Source organism: Pantoea sp. X-Soil-OKNW-713, assembly GCF_059730685.1.
On sequence record NZ_AP035997.1, the window covers coordinates 163892 to 190647 of the forward strand.

Genomic DNA, 26756 nt, shown 5'->3' on the forward strand with positions numbered 1-26756 from the left:
GCTCCTTACACTGCGCGCTTGGGGGCTTTGTCGGTCAACCACGTATGGTCGAGACGGAACACCGCTCCGCGCGGGTGCAGATGATAACCACCAACATAATCGCGGCTGGCTGCCAGCAGGTCGAAGAAGGTCGGTATCAGCGATGGCACCCCGTCATGCATCAGTTGTTGCGCTTTGCCATACAGCGAGGTGCGTTGGGCTTCGTCGTTGGTTTCTCGGGCGGCGCTGACCGCAGCATCAAACTCCGCGTTGTTCCAGCGAGTTTCATTCCACGATGCCGTTGAGGTGTAGAGCAGCGAGAACACCGCATCCGGGGTGGGCTGCATGTTGTAAAAGCCGACGTAAAAGTTGCCTTTCTTCCACACCTGGTCGAGATAGGTGCTGTGCGCCATGGTCTGAACCTCGATGCGGAAGCCTCCCTGTTTTGCCATTTCGCGCAGCGCGATACCCAACTGGGTGCGGGTGGCCGGTTTGTCCGAGGCGATCAGGGTTAAATCGAGGCCGTTCGGATAACCTGCTTCCGCCAGCAGGGCTTTGGCTTTGCTGTAATCCACGGCTTTTTTCGCCAGGTTGGCGAAGTAAGGATAGGCGGCGTTGATCGGTGTATCGTTACCTGGCGAACCCAGACCATCCGCCACGAAATCCACGGATGCCTGGCGATCGACGCACAGCGCCAGCGCCTGACGTACGCGTTCATCATTGAACGGTTTCTGATCGCAACCCATGTTGACATTGAGGAACTGACCGGAGGCCACCCGTAGCGGCAGCACACCGGATGATTTAGCAAGACGAGCGAATTCACTCGACTGCGCACTCAGCATCAGATCGGTGTCACCGGAGATTAACGCTGAGCTTTCGGCAATACCGTCGGGATAGACCACCACCTCCACGCCATCCAGATACGGACGTGCCGGGTCGTAATAATGTGGGTTACGCGCCACCACAATTTTGCGTTCAGGATCGTATGACACCAACTGGAAGGGACCGGCACCCAGCGACGCTTTGCTGAGTTTGTCAAACTGCCCTTGGGCTATGCTGGCTGGAATAATTTTCGCATCGGGATAGGCGAGCATCACCGGCAAGTCGGCATAGGGTGCATCCGTTTCAATCAGCACCGTGTTGCTGTCTTTAGCGCTGACCGCTTTAATCGGCCCGATGTTATGCAGGGCTGGCGAGGCATTTTTCGGGTCGAGCAACGCTTGCAGACTGGCGACCACGTCGGCGGAGGTCAAGGCTGAACCATCGCTGAATTTCAGATTAGGACGCAAGGTAAAGGTCCATTGTTTCAGGTCGACGCTGGCTTGCCAGGATTGCGCCAAATCCGCTTCGGCTTTCATCTCCTGGGTCAAACGCGTCAGACCACTATACAGCAGCTCCGCCACCAGATATTCCGGGTTAACGCGTACCTGGTGGGGATTCAGCACGCTGACTGCCTGATCAACGCTGATGCGCAATACACCACCCTTACGCGGGGTACCGCCCGGTGTGGCGCTGGCGACCTGCGCGGCATGGGCTGAGAACGACCAGGGTATCATCGCCGCGCCGGTCAGAGCTGTTGAGCTGGCGATAAACTGTCTGCGGTTTAACCCTTTCATTGCACACATCTTCTCTTCCTCGTTAGTTTGTTAACTACCCTGGGGTTGCTGAAAATCATCGGCGAGATACGCCAGAATCGACTGCGAAAGTGCCATGACATCTGCCATCGTTGTGTACTCATCGGCGGCATGAATGCGGTTGTCGGGACGGGCCAGGCCGCCCAGTAAAATCTCCTGAATACCGGCTTGCTGTACCCACCCCATATCGGAGCTGGTCGAGGATCCCCAGGGTTTAAATTCCTCAGCGTTAAAGCCAAACCCCTGACTCAGTGCTGCCTGCCAGCGTGGCCAATGGGGTCCAACGGGATCGCTCACCGGAGCCAGGTGCCCAATCATTTGCAGGGTGACATCAAGGGCGGCGCTGCCCTGCATGGCGTTATGCACGCAGAGGGTCAGCTCCTGCCAGACTGCGTCAAAGGTTTCTTCGGGGGCGTAGCGGCGGTTAATCAACAGCTCAAAACGTTCGGGAAGGGTGGAACCTTTGCTACCGCCGTGGGCGGCCGCCAGTGTCAGGCGTGAGGTGAGAGGTTTGCCGTGATAATGCGGTGGTGCAGGCATTGCAGAGGTGCGTTGTTCAACTTCGGCTTTCAGCTGATACAAGGCATTCATCAGTGGCAGCGCGCTCTCAATGGCATTAATACCGTTAACCGGATCGCCCGAGTGTGCCGAGCGTCCGGTAATAATCACTTTGAGATCGATACTACCGAAACAACCTGACCAGATACGTGGCACCGCGCCGCCGTTAAAGCTAAGTAAATGGCCTGCGAAGTGCTGCTGCTCAGCAAGATAGCGAATGCCGGGATAGAGCCCACCCTCTTCATCGGTACAGAGTAAAAACACCGGGTTGAAGCGCAAAGGCAGATCGCAGGCCTGAGCGGCACGAATCGCCGCCATCGCCGCCACAATCGTCCCTTTCATATCCGCCGCGCCGCGGCCAAACAGCTTGCCTTCCGCCTCCGTAAGCGCCAGCGGTGAGAAGCGCCAGCCATCCCCAGCAGGCACGGTATCGGTATGAAAGTAGAGATTACAGTTTTCAGCTGCACCCGCGTCGAGCGATGCCAGCAGATTGACCCTTTCGCCATGCGCACTGCCATCAGGCGCTTGCCACAAATGTTGCGGCACAGACACGCGCTGGAAGCTGAATTTCATGGGCGCTAACAACTGCGTCATCAGATCGGCAAACTGCGCGTAACCGTTGCCGGGTGGAAAGCAGGTATCCACCGCCAACATCAGTCGCATGTCATCGGTGATCTGATCCCCATCTTGAGTTATCTTCTCTAACGCGTTGTTAAAGCGGGAATTATCTGTCATAGGTATATCGTCTTTTGCATTTCTATATAGTTTATAGATAATGCAATTCAACGATTCAGGTCAATCGGTAATCATAAACATGCAAAAAAACTATGACGCAGGCGATGCGCAACCCTTCGCCCGGTTAAACGAGGGAGAAGGCGCGCCGCTTTATGAAGTGGTTAAGCGCCATATCAGTGAATCCATCCTGCAAGGTGAGCTACCGGCGGGGACCATCTTGCCGAGTGAAAACAGCCTGGCAGCAAATTTTGGCGTGTCGGTTGGCACGGTGCGTAAAGCGCTGGCAGCGTTGACCACGGAGGGGATGCTGATGCGTCGCCGCAAAACCGGCACGGTGGTGACTGGCTGGGCGCCCCTGCATAACCTCAGCCACTTTTTCCAGTACTTTCGTCTGCATGACAAAGCGGGTGGCCTGCTGCGCTCCGAGACGCAGTTGCTTGATTATCAGCGCAGTGGCGCCAGTGAAACCGAAGCGGAAAAGCTCCAGATTGGGGTGGGTGATGAAGTCATCCGGTTAAAACGCCTGCGCCGGGTAAAAGGCATCGCCGCCATGCACGAAACCCTGGTGTTACCTGCCGCGCGCCTGCCTGATTTTCCTTCCGCCGAACAATTACCTCCCCTGCTTTATCGATTTTTGTTTGAGCGCTACGACCTGCGCGTTGCTGCCGTAAGGGAACAGATTACCGCCACGCTGGCAGACCAACAGGATGCCGCGTGGTTAGAAGTGGCGTTGCCGCATGCAGTGATGGTGATTGATGAAGTCTCTTTCGACCAAAGCGCGATCCCGGTGATCCTGGCGCATCATCGTTTCAGTACCGAGCATTTTATGTATGTGAATGAGGTGCGGTAAGCAGCGGCTAAAAATCGCCTGCGACACAAGTTGTCATATCGGGGAGGACAATTGGCGTTTTAAAGGAGAGAACCATGCTAAACGCCAAAATGATTGAACAGCAACCGACCCCGGAAAACCAACACACTCTCGAGCTGTGGATCTATCGTCTGTTATTCCGCCTGGGTACCCATAAGCAATTTATCACCCAGCATGGCTTCAGCCATCCGGCGTTAGCGGAATTTTTCCATCTCACCCACTATCAGGATCACGAATTTACGCCGCAGTTACAGCAATCGATTTTGCGGGAACTCCGTCTGCGTCATGCTGAACGGGAACAACAATTCGACTCATCCCCCTTTTCGGTCTTTCAACAGGCGGTAGCCACCTTATCCAGCCGCATTGAACTGAATGCGGCTGAAAGCGCCATTCTGGCATTCACATTACAACTCCATCAGGAACGCTTGCTGGATGAAACTGCGGACTGGCTAGGGCTGGTGACCTCGGTCAATGTGTACCGAATCCTGGCGACTTTGCTCGATTTCCCGGAAAGCGAGATGCGTGCTGCGCTTGGTGCCGACAGTTTATTGATGCAAACCGGCCTGATCAGCCTGGAAACCAGCGGCTCGCACTCGCTGCGTAATAAGCTCGAACCCTTTTCACCCACGCTGTGTGAACGCTTGTATGCCGGTGAGACCGAGCCTGCCAGATTATTGCAGGGCATCATTACACGCTGTGAGCCTGCACAGCTCAGCTTCAATGATTACGCCCATCTGCCTGCGGTTAACGTGGTGCGCCAGTGGCTGGATGTTGCGCTGCAATCAGGTCGGGTGGGGGTCAATATTCTGATCCACGGTCAACCCGGCACCGGGAAAAGCCAGCTTTGTCGCCTGCTGGCAGATGAACTGGACAGTACGATTTATGAAGTGGCCAGCGAAAATGCGGCCCTGCGCCCGATCCAGGGTAGCCGCCGCTTGCACGCCTGTCGGGGAGCACAACGTTTCTTTCGTGGCGAGAAAGCCCTTGTCTTGCTCGATGAGGCGGAAGATGTGTTTATGGAAAGCGCGGGAACCTTCAGTGGGTTGTCACAACCGGTACCAAAGGCATGGATTAATCGTTTGCTGGAAGAGAACGCCGTCCCGACGTTATGGGTGTCCAACGATATCAGCGTCATGGACCCGGCGTTTATTCGCCGCTTTGATATCGTGGTTGAGTTGACCTCTCCCCCCCTGCAACAACGGGAAGCCCTGCTTCAGGAAACCTGCGGCACCCTACTCACCCCTGGCGAAATTTCTCAGTTGGCCAGCACGCCGTGGCTGACACCTGCGGTAGTGGAGCGCGCCGGAACAGTCATGACCACCCTTAGCGCCACATTGCCGGACGAAAAGGCCAATGAATCTTTAATCTATTTAATCAATAACACCCTAAAGGCTCAGGGGCATGCGCCGATAAGACCAACAAGTAAAGCCAGCAAACCTGCCGTTTATGATATCGCGTTTATTAACAGTGATATCTCACTTGGCGCGGTAACGACCACCCTTTCGCCACATGATTCGGCGCGCTTTTGTCTGTATGGCCCGCCGGGAACCGGTAAAACAGCCTGGGCGCAGTGGTTAGCCACTCAGTTGGCATTGCCGTTGATGGCGAAAACGCCGTCGGATTTTTTTGGTCGCTATGTTGGTGAGAGCGAACAGAATATTGCGGCGATTTTTGAACAGGCCAGACGCGATAAGGCTGTGCTGCTGATTGATGAGATCGACAGTTTTCTTGCGACCAGGGATGGCTGTCAGCATCGTTGGGAGGTGAGTTGCGTGAACGAAATGCTCAGTCAGATCGCGCACTTTGACGGGATTTTAATCACTACCACCAACCGTTTTGAGGTGCTGGACGCCGCAGCCTTGCGCCGTTTTGATCTCAAGGTCCGGTTTAATTATCTCTGCGATTACCAATCCGTGGCCCTGTTGAATCTTTATTGCGACAAGTTACAGCTGGGGGAAGCGTCTTCTGCGGCGGTCACTGCTTTAACCAAATTATACGAATTGACCCCGGGAGACTTTTGCGCGGTGGCGCGCCAACACAGCATCACCCCCTTTAGCTCCGCGAGTGATTTTGTTACCGCGCTGAAAACGGAATGCTGGCTCAAAAAACGCGATAAGCCGGCTATTGGTTTTTTGCATTAAACCGCGCCGGATAAATAACACAGGGAATCAAACGTGGCTAAAAGACCCGAGACAATAGAAACCACATTGCTGGCCATCGAGTTATTGCGACGCATTCCGCGCGGCCGAAAAATTACCGCCCGCGAACTGCATGAACAGTTAAGTCATGCAGGCATTGAGCGCGATCTGCGCACCATCCAGCGCCATCTGGAGATGCTGTGTAACCATTTTGATATTGAATGCGACTTACGCAATCGCCCCTATGGTTATCGCTGGTTAGAGAATTCTCGCGGCGTGTCGCTGCCGGTGTTAAACCCGCAGGAATCGCTGCTGTTGGCGATGGCGGAAGCGCACCTCAAACCCATTCTGCCGACCCGGTTGATCAAATCCATGACCGGCTTTTTTACCCAGGCGCAACGCAATCTGCATGCCAGTGGACAAAGCCGTCTCGAAGCGGAGTGGCCAGATAAGGTCCGCGTAGTGGCAACCAGTCAGCCACTGTTGCCGCCCCCCATCGCGGAGGGGGTGTTTGAAGCCGTGAGCGAGGCGCTGTATCTCAATCGCTGGCTAAAACTGACCTACCGTAACGCAGCAGGTCGCGAGAGTGAAAACAAGGTCATGCCGCTGGGTCTGGCGCAGCAAGGCCCGCGTTTGTATCTGGTGTGCCGTTTTGACGGTTACGACAATGAACGCAGCCTGGCACTAAACCGCATTCTGGCGGCCAGCGTCAGCACCTTCAGCTTTGAGCGGCCGGCCGGGTTCAACCTGAAAAAATATGATGATGATGGCCGTTTTGGTTTTGGTGAGGGCCATCAGATCTACCTGACTTTTGAAATTGACCGGGCAGCCGGGCTGCATCTGCTTGAGTCCCCGCTGTCGACCGACCAGACCCATCGCGAAATCCCGCCCGACCGGCTGGAGATTTCCGCCACCGTGGTTGATAGCGCCATGTTGCAATGGTTTCTGGCGGCATTTGGTGATGCGGTAAGTCATGTACAACGCCAACCCGTGCCAGAAGGCGATGCCATACGATGAACAGCATGACCTGGGGCTTGTGTGCGCCTGCCACTGTCCCCTCCATCCGCAGAACCCGCACGCTGCAACTGAACGAGATAGCCGCACGTTTCAATCAGCTTGCCGTACCGGGCCTCGGCGGGGTGTGGTTTGCCCGGCAAATCGTTATGGCCTTACAGGGCGTGTGGATTGCGCGCCAGTTAAATAACGGCACCAGCAATATTGAAGCGGCGAATGCGATTGAGGCGCTAAGCTGCTGGAAGGGATATGTTGAGGGAAAGCAGAGAGATGCGCGTCTGCGCGGTTTTAACAAGATTCGCAAACTGCATGCCAAAGACCTGACGTTTAACGCTGCCCGGAAACGGACATTTTATGTCACCATTCCAATGCGGATGGGGACGGTTGAGGCGTTACCCGCGCTGGGTTTTGTCACTCCACAACGCAGCTTTAACGCGTTTGACTGCACCGCCACAGGCGAACAACTGCTCAGGCTGGATAAAGGGCAACAGGCGTTGTTCACCCGCTGGATCGCCGCGCCAGACTCGATAGCCACCAGGGCGGTGCAGCCCTCGTACGAAGCGCTGTCATCGGATGCCTGTCAGCTGATTCGAAGCCAACTGCAACACGCGGGGAGCGAAACGGATAGCCAGCGACGCAGTGCTGCTCTGGCCTGGATGGATCGGCTGCGCCAGTCGCGCCCCGCGCGCATCCGTTGGGAAAAGCGTCCGGCAGAGATTACCGTTGAACACTGGCATGATTTGCAAGCCGGCGCGTATTTTTTTGCCACCCGTGCTGCCGCGCTGGATCTGCTGGAACGTCTCGAAGTCGAGATGGCGCAACACCGTTCCGGTGTGTGTCACGATTTACGCTCCCCTCTTTCGCCGCCTCTGCTGGATGCGATACAGCATTTGCGCCAGCGCGCGCAGGCATTTTTGCTGTTGCAGCATCCTGATGCGGCGGCCAGGCAGTTCTGCCATGAGTGTGACCAGCCACCCGCAGCCGTGTTGCGTGCTCTGGTGAAGCGCGATGGCCATATCCTGAAACTTAACGCTGAACAGATTGAACCCGGTAACGCCTTTCGGGGAAATAGCGCTGCTGACACGAACCAGGACGAGGACGCGGTGGAACCGCCATCTGCGCAGGACTTCTGGCCCGAACATCTCTCCAGGCGGATGCACAATCTTTTTTTACTCAATCTGGACCTGCATGGTGAGCTGTCGACCTGGCTCGATAAGGGGAAAGTCGCATGAGCGGTTATGCAAAACTCCCCCCGTCACTGGTTGACTACTTTGATGCGCCTCGCGGCTACAGTGGGCATTTCGGCTGGTTGTGCGGCTATTCAGCCAGCGAGGATTTTCTGGAGTCGGCGCTGGATCGCTTCACCGGTCTGAATAAGGCCGCGCGTGCGCATCACGGACATATCAAGCTGGCGCTGTTTCTGGATGCGGGCAATCGGTTTATTTCGCCGCTGACGGTGCCCGGCGTGATGCATTGTCAGATGTCTGCCGCACCGCCACTGAATCTTCTCCATGCCAAAGTCGCGATCCTCGGGTTCAAACCCCATGACGAGCAGCATGGCTGGCGCTTGCGGCTGTTGGTCAGTACTGGCAACTGGACCCGGCAATCCCTGGAGGAGAGTCTCGATCTGGTCTGGTGCCTCGACCTTTCCGCGGAAGCCTTGCATCAGCCGGGAGAGGCATGGCGGCAAAGCTGTGCCGATTTCCGGGCTGCACAGGCGCTCTTTGATGAGATTGCCGGTTGGTGTGATACCTCACTGCTTTCTCTGACCATCAATGATCAACCTACCCTCAGCAGCCTTGCACGGCGGGAAGTGGAGTCCTGGCTCAGCCAATGCCGCAAATACGCGAGGGGCACCCCACGGTTGGTGGATAACCGCAGGACATCGCTGTTTAGCCAACTCAAGCGCTGGCTTTCCGATGCGGAACGACAGGGAAAACGTAATTATCTGGCGATGGGGTCTGGCTTCTATGAAGGCGGCAACGGCTCGGCGCCGTTGGTGCCAGAAAAAATTGTGCAACTGTTGCAGGAAACGGCGGCATTAACCCATAGCGCGCAGATTGATCTGTACGTTAATCCGCACGCCTGCCAGGCCGTCGCCCAGCGAGTCGAAGCCTTACAAGCACAGGGTATTACCATCAGGCCGCCCGCCCAACTCCGCCAGGTTGAGCGCACGCTGCATGCCAAGTTCATTTTCAGTGCCAATCATCGCAGCGTGAGCGACATGCTGACACGCGGTTGGTTATATCTGGGATCCGGCAACCTCACCGGACCGGGGTTTATGCAACGCATGAAACCCGCCGTGGGTAATCTGGAGGCGGGAGTGTTCTTTTGCCCTGACCGCCTGGCGAAGACCCCCGCCGGGAAACAGCCAGCAGAGAACACCCTGAGCTGGTTGCTGCCCATTCAATCCGACAGCGACTGTGACGATCTGTCAATTCCCTTGCAGGCTGGTGAGGAGATGACTGAACGCCCTCCTCACTATGCACCGCCCATCAGTGGGTTGTTGTGGCAACCTGGCGCGCGGAATCAGGGGCTGCTTTCCCCACCCTCTGCTTCGCCGATAACGATCACCGTGCTGGATATGGCGGGCGTGCCCTGCCCTGAAGTGACGCAGGGGTTTGTCTGGCAGGGTGAAATGCCACGCAGCGTGAGCATCCGTTGGCAGTCAGAGGGGGTTAGCTTCGGGGCGGATATCCCGGTTATGGATGAACTGGGTCGTATTGCCGCCACGCCGCTGCGCCAACTGAACCTCGATGAGGTGCTTTGGCAGTTAACCCATTTCCCCCAACCACCTGACCTTGATGTTGTTGACCCGGAGGGTGAGCAAGCTGGCCTGCTCCCCGACATGCTGCAAAGTCACCCCGAGGACATGTCACTGACTTCACAACCGATCCGCCAGGTGATGTCCCTGATCGAAGGGATTGCCGAGTGTCAGACCCGTCTGAGTGAAGATCAATGGCTTTACTGGTGCCGTAGCCTTGAGCAAACGTTGCTCCAGGCCAGCGGCAACGCCGATTTGGCCCGTTTCACCGATTTGGGCATTAACCCGTTGAGTGCGTTAAAAGCCGCGCCTTTCCGCCCGGCGTTTGCCGAAGATGACGACAGCCTGGCGGGTCAGGATTATTTGCAGATGTTGCGACGTATCGAAACGGCCTGGGGTGTCAGTGATCTGTACGCCTTTACGGAGACAGCCAATGAATAACAGTTTCGCCGGTTGGCCGGTGGTGGCGCAATCACTGCGCGCGGTGGTGAAGAGCGACGTCGCGTTAAATGCCGGGCAGAAAGCGACATTGTTGGCGATAGCCGCAAGAATTGAGCAGCACGGCGTGATTCTGGCCGATGAAGTGGGTATGGGCAAAACGCGCATTGCCACCACGCTGGCCCAATGCGTTATGGCTGCGGGAGGCCGGGTGGCGATACTGATCCCCGGTGGGTTGGCGGCCAACTGGCGTGCAGAGTTGCAGGTCTCGGGCATTACGCCGGGTGCGCCTTTGTTAAGCCTGCGGCAATACAAAGCGGCCTGGCACGCGGAGGCGGCTTCACGCCCCTGGTTTGAAGAACCCTGCCTGATGATCTCTCATGCGATGGCCAACTGGCGTCTGGGCAGGAACAGCCTTGAATGGCGCTGGGGATGGCTTCCGGCGCTGGTTCACCGCTGGCGGGACAAAACCGATTGTCCCCAATTATCCACCCCTGAACTCAGCCAGGCGGCGCGACTGATTTGCCAGGCGATCCGCCGCCTGCCCGCAGCACATCCCGCCCGCAAGCGAATCAATCAGCTGGTCAAAGAGGTGGGTAATCAGCCGCAATATTCCGAGCAAAACTATGCGGTCGGTTCGCCACAACGTCGCCAGCTTGCGACCAGTGTCGGATTGGGGCTGGGGACCTTTGAGTTAATCATTGTCGATGAAGCGCACAAAAGTCGGGGATCAGACAGCAGCCTCAACCGTTTGTTGGAAGAGGTGATTCAACCGGCTCACGACGCCCGCCGTCTGGCGATCAGTGCCACGCCGATTGAGCTGGACAGCCATCAGTGGCAGCAGATGCTGAGCCGCATTGAGGTTAACGCGACACCCCTGCTGCCGGTGATTGGTGAGTATCAATCCGCGGTGGCAGAGATTCGCCATGACTATGCCGACAGCCGGGTACAGCAACGCTATCGTCAGGCCGCTGCCGCTTTCGAGCAGGTGCTTGCCCCTTATCTGCTGCGGCGTGACAAACGTGAAGACGAGCTGGTGCAAAAATTCCATCAACATGCCGGACAGGCTTACCGGCGTGAACAGGAAATCGTGGTGGATACCTTCACCCTGCCGATGAACTGGAAACAGGCCGTCTGTGCCGCAGAAGCGCTCTCCTTTGTCAGTCGATTACATGAAAACAGCAGCGCCAAACGGGTGCGGCTGACCTTCGGCAACGGTCATGGCATCTCCTCACTGCTTAATCATCCTCAGGAAGACGAAGATGAGAAGGACCCCGCCGTTGTGCTGGACGACAAACGCCAGCAGCGCGCGGCGTGGTGGCAGCAGCGGCTGAGTGCCGCCATGCAGGCGGATGCAGGCGGTTCATTGTTTAACCACCCTGCGATTCTGGCGACGGTAAAAGCCGTCGAAGCGGTCTGGGGCAGTGGGGAAAAGGTGCTGGTGTTTGGTCGTTTCACCCAGCCGATGTCTGCCTTAACGAAGTTACTGAATGCGCGTGCCATGTTACGCACGCTGGCGGCGGGTAAAGAATACTGGCCACAGGAAAAAGTACATGCCGATGAATGGCTTGCCATCCAACATGCCTGGCGTCAGTTGTATCACGGCGAAGCGAACAAGCGTGAAATCGACGCCCAACTGGCTAAACAGTACAAAAAACTCGAACAGCAGCGACGTTCGTTGCGCAGCCATCTCCTTTCCCTGTTGCAACAAGGCATTGCTGCTGGCAACGACCTGAGCCTGCAAGCGGTATTCACGGTATTTGAGCAATCGGTGGCGCTTGAGCGGCAAACCAACGATTTGACCAACGTTGCCAATGCGCTCTACGCATTAACCGGCTCCGCAGAGGAGCGGCGTTCACCTTCACATCTTGCTGAAGCCTTTGGCGAGTTGGTGAACGCGGCACGCAACCGTGACCATATCGAGCCGGTTGACGAGGATGAAGATGAGAGCCAACTGGCGGAACAACGCTGGCAACGGGTGCTGGAGATTCTTCAGGAGGAGTTCAGCCGACGCGAAAGTGGCTTTGCCCGACTGATGGACGGCAAAACCTCAACGGCGACCCGTAATCTCCTCAACCTGGCCTTTAACCGCCAGCACAGCCGACCTGGTGTGCTGGTGGCTCAGTCGCGGGTCGCCAGGGAGGGACTGAACCTCCATTTGGCCTGCCGCACGGTGATTATGCTGCATCTGGAGTGGAATCCCGGTGTGGCAGAACAACAAATTGGCCGGGTCGATCGTTTAAATAGCCTGTGGCACAAACTGTTGGACGAGGCACTGGCCGCAGGTAAACGCGGGGCAGCGCTGCCGACGATTAATTTCTCCCCGGTTATTTTCAAAGGCACCTACGACGAACACCACTGGCAGGTTTTACGCCAGCGTTGGGACAATTTACGCGCCCAACTGCATGGCAATCCTTTTCCCGTCAGTGCACTACAGGGGGATGCCACTGGCCGGGAGGTTATGCAGTCAATGCTCGATGCCGCACCGAATTTTTCCCCGCTGCGCAAAGTTAACGTTTACAAGGGATAGATATGTACGAAACCACCATCGCTCTGCTTTGTGATGAAGCCAGTCGCTTGTTGCAACTGAATATTGATCTGCTGCACAAGATGACCGATGAACCTCAGATGCTGCCTGAGACAAAACCGGGTGACCAGGAACAGTTATTTGATCGCCAGCAAGCGGCGAAGAAGAGAGAAGAACTGGCCGGGGAACAACAAAAAATCGCCCAAAGAGAGATGGTGTTGGCGATTGTCGGCACCATGAAAGCCGGTAAATCCACCACCATTAACGCGATTGTTGGCAAAGAAATTCTGCCTAACCGTAATACGCCAATGACGTCGGTACCGACCCTGATCCGTCATGTGCCAGGTAAGATTATCCCGGATTTAACCGTGCGTAACACTGAGGTGCTGCGGTCGCTACTGGCTGAGTTAAAGGAAAAAACCGCCGGTGATAAAGCGAGAAAAGGCCTCTTCGGCCTGATGAAAGATGACGAGAAGAGCAGGCTGCTCAATGTTATCCGCGATCAGCACTGGCTACAGGACAATTATCAAGGGGAAGAGGCTATCTTTTCCTTCCTGAACCATCTGAATGATCTGGTGCGTTTGTCCGGTGAGCTGAACGTGATTTTTCCTTTTGACGCGTTTAATGAATTCCACGAATTACCGCTGATTGAGGTGGAATTTAGTCATTTAACCGGTATGGATGACAGCCAGGGCACCCTCACCCTGCTAGATACCCCAGGCCCTAATGAGGCGGGTCAACCGCATATCCAGGCGATGATGCGCGAGCAGTTGCAAAAGGCTTCAGCGGTGCTGGCGGTGCTGGATTACACACAATTAAATTCGCTAGCCGACCAGGAAGTGCGCAACGAGTTGAATGCCTTCACCGCCACCGCGGCGGGACGTCTTTTTGTGTTGGTGAATAAGTTTGATCAGCAAGATCGCCACAGCGATGATGAAGCCACGGTGAAACGCCGGGTGCCGTTAATGTTTGATGATCATGTGGTGAGCGCTAAACGGGTTTATCCGGGTTCGGCGCGTCATGCTTACCTGGCAAACCGTGCCAGAAGTACGCTCAACCGTGGCGGCTCACTCTCGGCCAGTGAAGAATGGGTGGCCGATTTTGCCCAACTGGCATACGGACGCCGCTGGAAGGAAAAACTCGCTGACGGGGCGCAAACGTTGAGCCTTGCTGAAGACATCTGGCAGGAATCTTTGTTTGAACAATTGATTGCCGAAGTGGTTCAGGCAGCACATAACAAAGCTGCCGCGTTGGCCGTCGATTCTGCGGTGGCCAGGCTGGTGCAAAATGCGCAAGAGGTCAGCGCTTATCTCGCGGTTCGTCATCAGGGACTCAACGCTGACGTGGAAGCGTTTCAGCAGCAAATTGATGCGTTGCTGACCGACAGCGCGACAATCACTTCGCACCAGCAAGTTATCGCTGAGGAGGTGACGGCCTCCCAACATCGTATTGAACAACAAACGGTTGAGTTGCTCGATGACGTGCAGCAGCAACTGGCGGATGAGATTGCCTGTTACTTTCGTGAAGGTAAGTTACGGGACGAACGCGATCCCCGACAGCAACGTACTGCCTCGCCAACCGAATCGTTTATGCACTTTTTTGCGCAGGGCCATGCCGATGGCAGAGACTTTGATCCCCGCCAGCCGATAGTTAAATTCAGTAGCCGCAAACAAGCTGAAGATTTTATTACCAACGTCGAAGACGCGATGAAGACGTTACTCACCCCGATTGAAGAACAGGTAAAAACCCGGCTGAACGCCATTGTTTCCGGCATTGAGCAGAGTTTCCAGGGTAACGCGATATCTGCCGTGGCAGGCATCGCGCAGCAAATCAATACGCGCCTTGGCGAGGAGGGTTTCTCGATGACGATCGCGTTCCCCGAGGTTGCCCATTTACAAGCCAATCTGGCGGTGGAAACACGCATCGCTCATCTGCTGGAAGCCAAAAAAATCCGTGAATCCCGTCGTCGTCGTGCTGATGGGGTATGGGGTACCGTGTGTGGCTGGTTTGATTCCAGTGACTGGGGCTGGGAGGACTTCAGCGTTGATGTGGTGCATGCCGAGGTGGATGTCAGAAAAATAAGGGAAGAGATCACCACGCATACTGATCACTATTTTGCGGAGTTGGAAAGTCACATCGAGGCGCAAATCATTAATCCGATTATCAACGAAATCAACCAGTTCTTTGAGCAATTCAGAAGCAAGGTGGAGCAATTGCGCAATACGCTGATTCAAAGCACCGAGGATCAACGTGCTGATCAGCAACAACGGCTGCAACTTACCCGCTGCTTGCAGGAGCTGCAACAACTGACGCCGGAATTAATGCGTGACGCCAAAGCGTTAAAAGACGAACTGGGGATGGTTTTCTGATGTCGCTATTTAAACAATGTTTTCCCGAGATGCAGGCATGCCAGGTACTGGAGAGTATTCCGGAAAAGTTTATCGTGGATTTCGCCAACGGTCTTGATGTGGTTGATGATCATCTGCGCCATCAGCAAAACCGCCCCTTTTTCCAGCGGCTTAAAGAGGGGATAAGTGGTCAGTCTGCGGCACGCCAGCAGGCGATCAATGCCGCTGTGCATGACGGATTGCAGGCTTCGCTCACCTGGTTGACAGAATTGACGCTTTCTCAGGCTAAAACCAATTTCGCCGTGTCGCAGGTGAACGATCGGGTTAATGCCCTGATGCAGGATACGGCCAACATTGCCCATTATTCTGCGGATACGCGTGAGTTACTGCTCGAACTGTCCGACAAAGTCCACCTGTGGATGGCAAACAACGATGAACAGTTGAAGCGTATCGACAGCGTTCAGCGCGGTCAGTTGCATCTTGATCGCGTCCTTTCTCAGTGGAGCGCAGGCCGTTATGCCGCCATTCCCATCGCCAGTCGTTGCTACGTCGCGCTTGAGGAGTTGCGTTGGGGGGCATTCGGCGAGGTGATTCGCGACGGTGAGGTGCAACAAAGTCAGCAATTAATCGAAACGCTAAAAAATCGTGTGCTGACGCAGATGGCGCAGGATTATGGCCGTAATGGCCACGCACGCCATGACATCCGTAACTGGTTGAGCTGGCAACAGGATACGCTGCAAACCCCTGACTGGCCGGAAACCCTCAGTTGGCTGGCTGACTGGAGTACCGATGTACGTCAGCCGATGTGCCGGGCGGTGACGCAACCCGGAGCCGCATTGCCGTTGCGCATTCCACGCATTTGTTCAGCAGAACGTATTGCCGCTACCCTGGTCGATGAAGTCTTTAGCAAGGAGCACGCATGAATCAGACACTTAAGGTAGGACTTGCCCTCTCTGGCGGTGGTGCCATTGGTGCGTATCAGGTGGGCGTAGTCAACGCCCTTGCTGAATCCGGTACCCAGGTGGATGTGATTGCCGGCGCCAGTATTGGTGCGCTGAATGGCGCGATTCTCGCCTCGTCGCCTTCGCTGGATGCAGGTGCCGCGCGCCTGCGGGAGATATGGCAACACTTAGGCAGCAACAACGTTCTGCAACTGAATAAATCGATCTATCTGCGCTTTATCACCCAGTTTGGTCTGTCGATGGGGCTGACCCCGGTGTTAGGCAAAATGGGTTGGTTGGTCAGCAATTTGATGGCACAACTGGGCGTCTCCAGGCTGACCACTCTCCAGCAGGATGAATCCTTATTGTCGGATCAGCCGCTGATGGATTTAATGAACCGGTTTCTGGCACCCGACGAGTTAGCGAGCGGCATTCCGTTGCATGTTTCTCTGTATCCAACGGACGGGGGTATTGCCGATATCCTGCGCTGTTTACTGGCTGAGGTTGGGGTAAGTGAAACCAATGCCTCAGAATTTCAACTCGTGCAGGCGCTGCCAACAGCGCTGCAAAAGGAGGCGCTGCTGGCTTCGGCTGCTCTGCCGCTGTTGTTCAAACCACGCGAGATTAACGGCAAGCGTTACAGTGATGGCGGGATGGGCGGGTGGAGCACCGTGCAGGGCAACACCCCGGTCACGCCGCTGGTTGCAGCCGGTTGTAACTGCATAATCGTTACCCATCTGAGTGACAGTTCATTATGGGATCGCCACTCATTTCCTGACACCACGATCCTCGAAATCAGGCCGCGAACCACGTTACGCCGTAATCAAGGGACGCTGGGTGGCGCGAAAGACCTGCTGGGCTTTAGCGCAGAGAATATCCAGTCTTGGAGCGAGCAGGGTTATCTGGACACGATCGCTGCACTGGAGCGCATTAGGGCTCCCATGCAGGCGCGCCAGCAGTTACAGGCATCACATACGCGGTGGGATGAAAGCACCTCACACGATAGCGAAAGCCAGGATCGGTTACAGGATGCACTGGCGCGGATAAAACCATCCGGACGGTGACGGTAGCCGGTTTGTCACTTTATTGTCAGCGCGTTGTGGGTCCCAGGCGGATAGATTGGCGTTGTTTAAACATTCACGGACTCATTACCCCAAACTGCCGCTGTAACGCAATTTTGCCCCTGGCGGTGAAGGTCACCTCCCGATATCCGGGCGTGATGGCTATCCATGCTTTTTGCCGGAACAGCGTCAGCAGTGCCGCACCGGCATCCCCTCCCAGATGAAAGCGTCTTTCGCTCCAGTCGAGGCAGGCACAGCAAGCTTTACGCCGGGATAAAGGATTCAGCACCGCGCCCAGATGCAAAAAATGGGTTTTGCCCGCAGGTGTCAGTGCTGCACCCCCGGGTTCCAGCCAGCCTTCCTGCTGCATAAAGTCGTAAATCTTCACAGCGATTTCACCTGCGAGGTGGTCATAGCAGGTTCTGGCATGGCGGAGATGCCGAGGTGTTCGTGATACCGCTGACGTGCCGGGGGTTATCGTCACGCCCATCAGCGTTTCCAGCAGCCCGGCAATTTCACGTCCGGCAAGGCGATAATAGCGATGTCGCCCTTGTGTCAGGCAGAGGATTAGCCCGTTACTGAGCAGCCGCGAGAGATGACCACTGGTGGTGGATGGCGCAATGCCCGCTACCGCACTGAGTTCGGTCGCGGTCCAGGCGCGCCCATCCATTAATGCGCAGAGCATACTGACCCTCGACGGGTCAGCTATGGCGGCGGCAACGGCTGACATGGATTGTTCCAGCGAACTCTCCGGCAAGTCATCGGATGCGATATTCAACAGGTTCATGCAGGGGGTGTTTCCCATTCTCGCGTCACTTCGGCGGCCCGTTCATCATTGTCAGTGACAAGAATGAGCCGGTTACTGTGATCGCTGTACTGTACCAATATGTTCACACCGCTACGGGCAATCGCATCGGCAATTTCCCCCAGTTCTCCGGGACGTTCCTGGCGTAATTTTCTGATCAATGGACGGCAAATGTTCCTGACGTCAAAGCCTGCGTCAGCCAGTACCTGAAGCGCTTTTTCACCGTCTTCAACCAAAAAATGAGCATGCCCTTCTTCGGCGGTTGTAAACATCCCACCCCCTTCCAGGCCAACACCATTTTTACCCAACAGTTTACCAAAAGCAGCCAGTGAGCCGGGGGTATGCTTAAGAACAACGTGAATATCATACATGGTGTAGCGACTCCTGATCTGACGAGTAATCCCGTAATACGTGGGCAACGCGAATTCTGTAAAACGCAAAAATCGAACTTTTCCCCTCTTCCTGTGCAGACTGATGCATCAGATTGTCTTTCCAGCGGGCCACCGACGTCTCATCCTCCCACCATGACAGGGAAAGTATCTTTTCGGGATTATTCAGGCTCTGAAACCTTTCCAGGGAGATAAACCCTGGCGCATCTGCCAGCAAGGGTTTCAACTCGGAGGCGAGTTGCAAATAGCGCGCCTGGGCAGCGGGTAAGGCTTCTGCTTCAAAAAGAACCGCAATCATTTCAACACTCCATCATTAAGATGGCGTCAGTTTAGGTCCGGCAGAACGCAATGCTTCGGTCGGCACCGAAATATGGAAAGTGGTCATAGTAAAAATGCCAACGTTTGCGGTTTCTCGATGATATTAGTTACAACAGACAAAAGGGAAAACAAAAAAACACTGGTTTGTGACACTGGCGAAAGATGCCCTGAGTCTCGCAATCAGGAAAAGTTTCCTGCTGACCGAAGGCCTATTTTAACGGAAATGATTAGGTTGTTGTAACTAAGAGCACAGCGTTAATATCCTGCTACCGAAAGACCGATATGGGCAAATGAACATTGTCAGTGGCAGGTGTTGCGGATAACCTTAATAACCATATAAATTAAATGGGTATTGGGAAGGTTGTCATGAACCGTTTTATGATGGCAAACAGCCAGCAATGCATCGGATGCCGAGCCTGCGAAGTCGCCTGTGTCATGGCTCATAATGATGAGCAACATGTGTTAACCCCTGAGCAGTTCACTCCTCGTATTACGGTGATTAAACATCAACAACAGCGTAACGCTGTCACCTGTCATCATTGTGAAGATGCACCCTGTGCCCGTAGCTGTCCAAATGGCGCAATCAGCCGCGTCAATGATTCCGTGCAGGTTAATCAGCAGCTGTGTATCGGCTGTAAATCCTGTGTCATCGCCTGCCCTTTTGGCACCCTTCAGGTGTTAATCACCCCCACTGGCAAAGCCACCGCGCACAAATGCGATCTCTGCCTTGAACGCCGGGATGGGCCGGCCTGTGCGCAAAATTGTCCTACGCATGCTTTGCAACAGGTGAATAACGTTACCTTGACCAAACTGGTGCAATCACGCCGCCTGCGTGCCGCCAGTCAGGAGGCGCAACCCTGGCTCCAGGTTGCTGTGCTGCCACCTGTATCTGACCATGCCAAAGTACGGCAAATGAAAGCATCGTCGCCACGGGGGGAAGCAGACAAACTCCCGTTGGTAATGCGCCAACAAAGCTTTGATGAAATCTACCTGCCATTTCGCGTAGAGCAGGCACAACGTGAGGCACAGCGCTGCCTCGCTTGTGGCGAGCATAGCATTTGCGAGTGGACCTGCCCCCTGCATAACCACATTCCGCAATGGATAACGCAGGTGAAAGCAGGCAATATCGCCGCCGCCGTGACGCTTTCACATCAAACCAACTGTTTGCCCGAAATCACTGGTCGTGTGTGCCCGCAGGACCGCCTGTGTGAAGGTGCCTGTACGCTTCACGACGAATATGGCTCAGTTACCATTGGCAATATTGAGCGATTTATCTCTGATCAGGCACTGGCGCAGGGGTGGCGGCCCGATTTAAGCACGGTGCAACAGGTGAATAAACGCGTCGCCATTATTGGCGCGGGTCCAGCCGGGCTGGCCTGCGCGGATGTGTTGGTGCGCAACGGCGTAAGCGCGACAGTTTATGACCGCCACCCGGAGATCGGCGGTTTACTGACCTTTGGTATTCCTTCTTTTAAACTGGATAAAGCGTTACTGGCGCGTCGGCGTGAGATCTTCAGCGCTATGGGCATCCGCTTTGAGTTGAACTGTGAGATTGGCAAAGACATCGCGCTGGAGACATTGCTCAGTGACTATGACGCCGTATTTATTGGCGTCGGAACCTATAACTCGATGAAGGCAAACCTGCCTAACGAAGACGCCCCCGGTGTCTGCGATGCACTCCCCTTCCTGATCGCCAATACCAGACAATTGATGGGGCTGCCACCCGCTGCCGGACAACCGTTTATCAACACCGCCGGTCTGAACGTCGTGGTGTTGGGAGGGGGAGATACCGCGATGGACTGCGTGCGCACGGCGCTACGCCACGGGGCGAATAAAGTGACCTGTGCGTATCGTCGCGATGAGGCCAATATGCCTGGCTCCAGGAAGGAGGTGAAAAACGCACATGATGAGGGGGCAGAGTTTGAATTCAACGTACAGCCGGTGCAACTGGAACTGGACGACAGTGGCAAGGTTTGCGGTATCCGTCTGCTGCGCACACAACCGGGTGAGCAAGATGCAACGGGCCGCCGTCGGCCAGTGCCGATTGAGGGAAGCGAGTTTGTCATGCCTGCCGATATCGTGATTATGGCATTTGGTTTTAATCCTCACGCCCTGCCCTGGCTGGTGAGTCAGAATGTTCAACTGGATGCCCGTGGCCGCATTGCCGCCAACGTTAACAGCACCTACCGTTACCAGACCAGCAATCCGCAAATTTTCGCTGGCGGTGATGCGGTGCGCGGTGCAGACCTGGTGGTGACGGCGATGGCCGAAGGTCGTCATGCGGCACAAGGTATGATGGACTGGCTGGAAATATAAGATGGGGTGTGCAACCGACCAAAATATGAATTAATTGTTTCTGAATATCGATAATAACGGTTAAATTCGCCACATCTGGTGGCGAATTGAAATCCCGACAGACAGTTAATATTTATAAAATATGTGATCGACTTCAAACAAATTTTAAAATGCCGTAAATACCTGAAAAAAATAATAACTTTATTATGCAAATGCACATTGCCTTGCGCCAGGGTAAACCTTATCGTTTTCTGGTGGAGAAATAAATAACAACGTTAAATCAGGATTGATATGTGCAAAGCGACCTGCATTCTTCCAGTGTAAATAATTAATTTATTCCAGGTATCCCTGACTTGAAGAATTCATTATTTACATTTTTAAAATTCTATCAAGTTTAAGGTGGTGCCAGATGGCTCAAGTCAATGAAGTCGGCGATGTTGTTCATGCCAGGAAAACCAATGTCAGGTGGCATGTTGTTATTATCCTTTTTATCATAACCGCCGTGAGTGTTGGCGATCGCTCCACGCTGGCAATTGCCGGTAAAGATATGACCACCTCTCTGGGAATTAACCCTGGCCAGATGGGATGGGTATTCTCAGCATTCGCCTGGGCATACTGTATGGCACAGATTCCCGGCGGCTGGTTACTGGACCGTTTCGGTTCAAAAAAAATCTATCTCTGCGGCCTGTGTTTGTGGTCAGTGTTTACTTTATTGCAGGGTTTTGTGGAAGTTTTCCACGGTTCCACTGCCATCATCTGTTTCACCGTTCTCCTGTTTCTGGTTGGCCTGTGTGAGGCGCCGGTCATGCCGGGAAACAGTCGTTTTGTCGCCGCCTGGTTTCCCTCCAAAGAAAGAGCTACCGCCGCCGCAGTTTTTAATTCGGCACAATATTTCGCGACAGCGATTTTTGCACCCATAATGGGTTGGCTGACACTGAATTATGGCTGGCAATCTATTTTTATCTTTATGGGTCTGTTGGGTATCATCATTACGTTCTCTGCGGCCAGAGTGATCCATAATCCATTGAACCATCCCCGCGTGAATGACGAAGAGATTGAGTATATCCGTGAGGGCGGCGCACTGGTGGATATGGATCAGGGCAAGTCAAAGACAGCTTCCGCATTCAATATCAACGCCTTCAAGCAATTGGTCACTAATCGCATGTTATTAGGGATTTATCTTGGTCAATATTGCATCAACGTTTTGACGTTCTTTTTCATTACCTGGTTTCCGCTTTATCTGGCAATGGATAAGGGTCTGGATATCAAAACGGTTGGATTTATTGCGGCCATCCCGGCAATTTGCGGGTTTCTGGGCGGATTGATGGGCGGTGTGATATCGGACCGTATTTTACGCATCACAAAATCACTGTCTATCGCACGTAAAACGCCAATTGTCCTCGGCATGCTGCTCTCCATGGTGATGGTGTTCTGTAACTATGTCGACTCGATTTACCTGGTTGTCTTATTCATGTCACTGGCTTTTCTTGGCAAAGGCATTGGCGCACTGGGATGGGCAGTGATGTCAGATACCGCCCCGAAAGAGATGGCAGGTGTCGCCGGTGGGTTGTTTAATTTGTGTGGTAATTTCGCAGGCATCATTTCTCCGGTTGTCATTGGCTATATCGTAAAAGCCACAGGACATTTTGAATGGGCGCTGGTATTCGTTGCTATCCATGCGCTCATCGCCATTTTCAGCTTTGTGGTCATCGTGGGTCCGGTTAAACGTATTGAACTGAAAAAGGCGCTTTAAGCCTTTACCATGCCACGGATGGCACCGGGTCTGATTCCAGTCAACCTTCTCCTGACAATCCGCATATTTATTACCTCAGAAAAAAGCCCATTTCCAAAACAGAGATGGGCGAATTCACTTCCTTTTTTTTGTTTTTTTACTAGTATTTCCCTGATGCTGCTTTTTCAGCTTAAAAGTATGCCGTTTCAGTACAGATGTGAAAGGTTGACTTCAGGTAGGGTTGGATTTATGTAGGGTTATTTTTATGTAGTTCTATGTCAACGGAGAGACAAAAACGATGAAATCATTATCAATACCCCATAATTTAATTCAGATGTTTGAAAATGACACCGTGGTAGGCTGGGCGATCAAAGACCGCACCTCAAAATTTGTCTATGTAAATAAAGCATTCAAGATCTGGCAAACTATCGCCACCTCTTATGATTACGAAGGCCGTAAAATCCACGACGTTCCGGTACCAGTCGCTGAATTTGCCGATATATTTGAACAGCAGGAAAGGTTTGTAGAAAGCTCAGGAACTATTTTAAGAGCCATCACGACGCATATTCAGGGTCGTGAAAAGATAATGCAGCCGGTTTATAATATTCAGGAACCACTTTATGACGAAAGCGGCACATGCATAGGGACAATAATAAGCGTAAGACACGTTAATATCCTTACACCCACATCATTATTAAATGGCAAGCTGAATCAACACGCCACTTTTCAAACTCCATCTGATATTTTTACAGAAAAGGAATGGGAAGTAATGTATTTATTACTTTGTAATCTCAGCCTTAAGGAGATAAGTAATGTTCTTGGCATTTCTGTGGATGCCGTGAACGGGAGGCTGAGAAGCTCCTTCAGAAAAACCGGTGTAAACTCATCGGCGGCATTAGTTGATTTTTGCAGAACCAGTAGATTTGATAACTATATTCCTCAGTTTTTCCTCAAAAAAGGCCACATCGTCATAACTGGTTGAGAAAAAATGGAATTTTACTTCAAAAATTCATTGCTGGGATGGGCGGTAAAAGATCACTCATCCCGATACGTTTATGCCAATGACCGAGCCTGCAATTACTTCAACATCCCTTCTGATAAAATAAATGGGTGTACAGACCGGGATCTGATTAAAGATATTGATAGTGTTTACCACAGCATCATACTCGATGATCAAAAAATCGCCCGCACCGGCAGGATGAGTGTTGTGGTGAAAATCGTGAGTTATGGCGGAAAGGATGAACGCAAAGCATTCAGGGTTGAAAAACGCCCCTGGCAGTTCAAAGATGGCTCAGTCGGCATCATCTGCACTTACATTGAGTTGGCTAACGTGTATTTTTCAACGTTCATCACGCATTCCAGTCGAAGATCACTGGTATTCACTAAACCTTCTGATTTTTTCACCGACCGGGAATGGGAAGTGATTTTGCTATTATTTTGCAGTGTCAAACAGAACATCATGTCAGACATGCTCGGTATTAGCGCATTCACGTTAAGGAACAGGATAATACGTTGTTGTCAGAAGGCGGGAGCACTGAATACCTCGAGTCTGCTGCAATATTGCTATTGTAAGGGGTGGGATAATTATGTCCCACCTTACTTTTTAAACAAGAGATACCTGGTCATTGAACAATAATGGGACAAGCACTGGCGGACCTTAAGCCCGCCAGCATGTCACCGTTAAAACGGTGCCACCTGCGCCAGACTCACGGGGTGCCGCTGCCGCCACCAGCCAAAGCTCAGTAAAGAAAATCCACCGATGATGACCAGAGCGCCCAGCAAGGTGAAGCCTGACATATAACTTCCCGTACGCGCATACAGAATCGCGACCATGAAACCCGCCAGCGTACCGCCACCACCGGCACCAATGCCATTGACGATGCCCGATGCAGCCCCCACCGCATGAGGACGCACACTTGACTGGATGATCGACCAGATATTCGGCGTAAAGCTACTGGCGTAATAGCCCATTGCCAGGGTGATCAACGTCATTTTCACCACGGCGCTCTCGACCCACGGCAACAGCAGCAACATCGCGCCAGGGATCAGCAGACCCAATGCGGCGATTAAAATCCGCTTACCGGTTTTGTCACTCAGCCATGACATAGGGATAGCCAGCAATACGGCCAGCAGGTAGGGCAGCGCGCTGGCAAATGCCTGGCTCCATCCGGTGAAGCCGAGGGATGTCACCACCATTGGAATCCAGAGCGTAATCCCCCAGAACAACATCCCCTGCGTAAGATAAGTGATGATCAGCAACACAAACGACATGCCGCCAAAATCCTCACGGGTCAGACGCACTTTGCGCGGGGCCACCTGCGCCTGCTGCAACGGCGCATCACGCGTATTCAACAGCACGCGGGCATAGAGCGGCACCATCACAAGTAATCCAATGCCACCACAGAGGAAAAAGAGATTACGCCAGCCCATCATATTGTGTAGCGGTGTCAGGATGATAAATCCCAGTCCGAGCGCTAAAAACTGGCCGTAATAATGGATAAGGCTGTTGGCGCGGGTCAGTTCTGCCGGAGAGAACCACAGCCGCACAAAGCGGGATTGCTGCGGCCAGTAAATCCCTTCCGCCACCCCCAGCACGAAGCGACAGGCGACCAGAAAGGCCACGCTGCTGACCAGGCCGGTGGTGAGGGTAGCCAAAGACCAAAGTGCCATCATCCCGATCGCAATGGTTTTAGGGTCAAATCGGGTGGTGAAGATACCGCCGGAGATATTCGCAACGATATAACCGATGAGAAAAGCCGTCAGTACCAGGCTTGAGGTGGTGGCAAACCCTGCCCCGCTAAAACCGAGATCCTGAGCCACGTCCTTCAGCGTAACGGAGAGATTAGTGCGGTCGATGTAAGAGATAAACATACCCAACATCAGCGTACCGCCAATACGTAACCATGGAGATTGCATAGAGATGACCTCAGTAAAAGTCAGCAGCGCGCCACAAAGGAACGCCTGCTTTCAGGGTGAGTTGAGGCATCAGCAACTGGCTACCTGTCAGGGTATGCTGATGGACATCGGTAAAGGTAACCGAACGATTTTCAAGCCGAAAAAGCGCCACATCGGCATAACTGCCCGGCGCCAGGGTGCCTATCTGATGTTGCATTCCCAGTAAGGCCGCAGGCCGGGCGGTACAGCGGGCAACCACCTGGTGCAGCGACAAACCCAGCGCAAGAAACTTCGACATCACCCAAGGCAAGCCATACACCGGTGCACGGTGTAACGTCATTGATGACAGATCGCTACTGATGATATCCGGCAGAAAATCATCCTCCACGGCACACTGAGCCACCCGCTGGGAAAAGTTATTACGGCCATGAGCACAATCAAAGATCACCCCGCGCTGGCGTGCCAGGCGCGCCGCAGGCTTAACGCGCCCCTGTTCATCAAGCAGTGTGTCCCCTTTGCCGTGGTAGCAATGGGCGAACACATCCCCGGCACGGAATATCTCCAGCAGTTGTTCGGTGGTTTGCACCGGGTCAGTCATGTGCACGGCGACACGACAATTAAGCATCTCAGCCATCTCAACGGCACGTATCATCGGACGGGAACCCAGTTCACCGACAATGCCGCGTTCTTCTTTCAATTTCAGACCGAGCAGGACATCGGGATACTGGCGGAAAAGTTGCTGTAATCGGGGGAGGTCGAAATACGCCGGATCGTGATTCTCTTCTTGCCAGAGCTGGCCTGCCGGATACGCAGCGACATAAGCTTTAATACGTACCAGGCTACGGGGGATCTGGTCGCGCAAAAAGCTTTCGACATTGGCGCTCCCGGCAGAACCGGCATCAACCACGGTAGTGACACCAAACGGCAGGGTGGCAAGATCGGGAGGTACGCTACTGTGGGTGCCGCCATAAAATACATGGGCGTGATAATCAATTAACCCGGGAAACGCATAGCAACCGGCAGCGTCGATAATCTCAGTCGTGCTGCTAACAGGCGTATCCTCCGGGGCAATGACATCATTCAGGATATGGATATCCTGACGGCATTCCGTTCCTCTGGCGGGATCAATAACAATGGCATTCTTAATTAACAGATGTTTTTCAGGCATAGGGGCAGACCTTATTTGTGGTTATTCACCTTTTATTCCCTCTAAGCCTGGTGTTAAACACTGAATTAAGCATCGTTCATCTGCCCGGATTTAACGCCATCAGGAGCTTATTCTCTGTGAAAATAACCAATTTGATTTTAACTGCTTCA

20 protein-coding genes are annotated in these 26756 nt (G+C 53.8%); 13 read left to right on the forward strand and 7 right to left on the reverse strand.

Features of this window, described 5'->3' with window-relative positions:
* Window positions 1-5: 5 nt before the first annotated feature.
* Complete coding sequence (locus tag AC6I8R_RS24435) at window positions 6-1604, reverse strand: ABC transporter substrate-binding protein (RefSeq protein WP_021185515.1); 1599 nt, start codon at window positions 1602-1604, stop codon at window positions 6-8.
* 21 nt (window positions 1605-1625) lie between these two features.
* Complete coding sequence (locus AC6I8R_RS24440; protein ID WP_415174397.1) at window positions 1626-2906, reverse strand: M20 family metallopeptidase; 1281 nt, start codon at window positions 2904-2906, stop codon at window positions 1626-1628.
* Between the two features lie 79 nt (window positions 2907-2985).
* Here AC6I8R_RS24440 and AC6I8R_RS24445 point away from each other — a divergent pair, with 79 nt between their 5' ends.
* From AC6I8R_RS24445 to AC6I8R_RS24485, 9 genes are all read left to right on the forward strand, one after another.
* The gene (locus AC6I8R_RS24445; RefSeq protein ID WP_021185517.1) at window positions 2986-3756 is read left to right on the forward strand and encodes a GntR family transcriptional regulator; all 771 of its coding nucleotides are present in this window, start codon (window positions 2986-2988) and stop codon (window positions 3754-3756) included.
* Between the two features lie 74 nt (window positions 3757-3830).
* On the forward strand, window positions 3831-5915 hold the full coding sequence (locus tag AC6I8R_RS24450; protein WP_497833122.1) for an AAA family ATPase: 2085 nt from the start codon (window positions 3831-3833) through the stop codon (window positions 5913-5915).
* A gap of 33 nt (window positions 5916-5948) precedes the next feature.
* The gene (locus tag AC6I8R_RS24455; RefSeq protein WP_497833123.1) at window positions 5949-6929 is read left to right on the forward strand and encodes a helix-turn-helix transcriptional regulator; all 981 of its coding nucleotides are present in this window, start codon (window positions 5949-5951) and stop codon (window positions 6927-6929) included.
* The gene (locus tag AC6I8R_RS24460; RefSeq protein WP_497833124.1) at window positions 6926-8158 is read left to right on the forward strand and encodes a hypothetical protein; all 1233 of its coding nucleotides are present in this window, start codon (window positions 6926-6928) and stop codon (window positions 8156-8158) included. Before AC6I8R_RS24455 ends, AC6I8R_RS24460 begins: the two co-directional genes overlap by 4 nt.
* Window positions 8155-10131: a hypothetical protein gene (locus AC6I8R_RS24465; protein WP_497833125.1), complete on the forward strand. Its 1977-nt coding sequence runs from the start codon at window positions 8155-8157 to the stop codon at window positions 10129-10131. Before AC6I8R_RS24460 ends, AC6I8R_RS24465 begins: the two co-directional genes overlap by 4 nt.
* Window positions 10124-12658, forward strand: coding sequence for a helicase-related protein (locus AC6I8R_RS24470; protein WP_497833126.1), 2535 nt, complete (start codon window positions 10124-10126; stop codon window positions 12656-12658). Before AC6I8R_RS24465 ends, AC6I8R_RS24470 begins: the two co-directional genes overlap by 8 nt.
* Window positions 12659-12660: 2 nt before the next feature.
* A complete protein-coding gene (locus tag AC6I8R_RS24475; protein WP_497833127.1) occupies window positions 12661-15024 on the forward strand; it encodes a dynamin family protein in 2364 nt (787 codons plus the stop codon).
* Complete coding sequence (locus AC6I8R_RS24480; RefSeq protein ID WP_036627241.1) at window positions 15021-15926, forward strand: diguanylate cyclase regulator RdcB family protein; 906 nt, start codon at window positions 15021-15023, stop codon at window positions 15924-15926. Before AC6I8R_RS24475 ends, AC6I8R_RS24480 begins: the two co-directional genes overlap by 4 nt.
* Entirely contained in the window at window positions 15923-17008 is a 1086-nt protein-coding gene (locus AC6I8R_RS24485; protein WP_497833128.1) for a patatin-like phospholipase family protein, read from the forward strand. Before AC6I8R_RS24480 ends, AC6I8R_RS24485 begins: the two co-directional genes overlap by 4 nt.
* A 73-nt stretch (window positions 17009-17081) precedes the next feature.
* On the opposite strand, the gene AC6I8R_RS24490 is transcribed toward AC6I8R_RS24485, so the two are convergent.
* Genes AC6I8R_RS24490 through AC6I8R_RS24500 form a run of 3 tightly spaced genes read right to left on the reverse strand, consistent with a single transcriptional unit; the run spans window position 17082 to window position 18497 of the window.
* Window positions 17082-17792, reverse strand: coding sequence for an ArsR/SmtB family transcription factor (locus tag AC6I8R_RS24490; RefSeq protein WP_497833129.1), 711 nt, complete (start codon window positions 17790-17792; stop codon window positions 17082-17084).
* Window positions 17789-18181 carry an amino acid-binding protein gene (locus AC6I8R_RS24495; protein WP_415174405.1) on the reverse strand — a complete coding sequence of 131 codons (393 nt, stop codon included), beginning with the start codon at window positions 18179-18181 and terminating at the stop codon, window positions 17789-17791. Before AC6I8R_RS24495 ends, AC6I8R_RS24490 begins: the two co-directional genes overlap by 4 nt.
* Complete coding sequence (locus AC6I8R_RS24500) at window positions 18174-18497, reverse strand: antibiotic biosynthesis monooxygenase family protein (RefSeq protein ID WP_415174406.1); 324 nt, start codon at window positions 18495-18497, stop codon at window positions 18174-18176. The genes AC6I8R_RS24495 and AC6I8R_RS24500 overlap by 8 nt, the downstream gene beginning before the upstream one ends.
* Before the next feature lie 386 nt (window positions 18498-18883).
* Here AC6I8R_RS24500 and aegA point away from each other — a divergent pair, with 386 nt between their 5' ends.
* From aegA to AC6I8R_RS24520, 4 genes are all read left to right on the forward strand, one after another.
* Window positions 18884-20833: a formate-dependent uric acid utilization protein AegA gene (gene aegA / locus AC6I8R_RS24505; protein WP_497833130.1), complete on the forward strand. Its 1950-nt coding sequence runs from the start codon at window positions 18884-18886 to the stop codon at window positions 20831-20833.
* Window positions 20834-21221: 388 nt separating this feature from the next.
* Window positions 21222-22565 carry an MFS transporter gene (locus AC6I8R_RS24510; protein WP_497833131.1) on the forward strand — a complete coding sequence of 448 codons (1344 nt, stop codon included), beginning with the start codon at window positions 21222-21224 and terminating at the stop codon, window positions 22563-22565.
* Between the two features lie 277 nt (window positions 22566-22842).
* On the forward strand, window positions 22843-23526 hold the full coding sequence (locus AC6I8R_RS24515; RefSeq protein WP_036627247.1) for a helix-turn-helix transcriptional regulator: 684 nt from the start codon (window positions 22843-22845) through the stop codon (window positions 23524-23526).
* A 6-nt stretch (window positions 23527-23532) separates the two neighbouring features.
* Complete coding sequence (locus tag AC6I8R_RS24520) at window positions 23533-24180, forward strand: PAS domain-containing protein (protein ID WP_036627251.1); 648 nt, start codon at window positions 23533-23535, stop codon at window positions 24178-24180.
* A gap of 44 nt (window positions 24181-24224) precedes the next feature.
* Here the strand turns inward: AC6I8R_RS24520 and AC6I8R_RS24525 are convergent, their stop codons facing one another.
* Complete coding sequence (locus tag AC6I8R_RS24525) at window positions 24225-25460, reverse strand: MFS transporter (RefSeq protein WP_415174409.1); 1236 nt, start codon at window positions 25458-25460, stop codon at window positions 24225-24227.
* Window positions 25461-25470: 10 nt separating this feature from the next.
* The gene (locus AC6I8R_RS24530; protein WP_415174410.1) at window positions 25471-26607 is read right to left on the reverse strand and encodes a metallo-dependent hydrolase; all 1137 of its coding nucleotides are present in this window, start codon (window positions 26605-26607) and stop codon (window positions 25471-25473) included.
* Window positions 26608-26756: the final 149 nt, after the last annotated feature.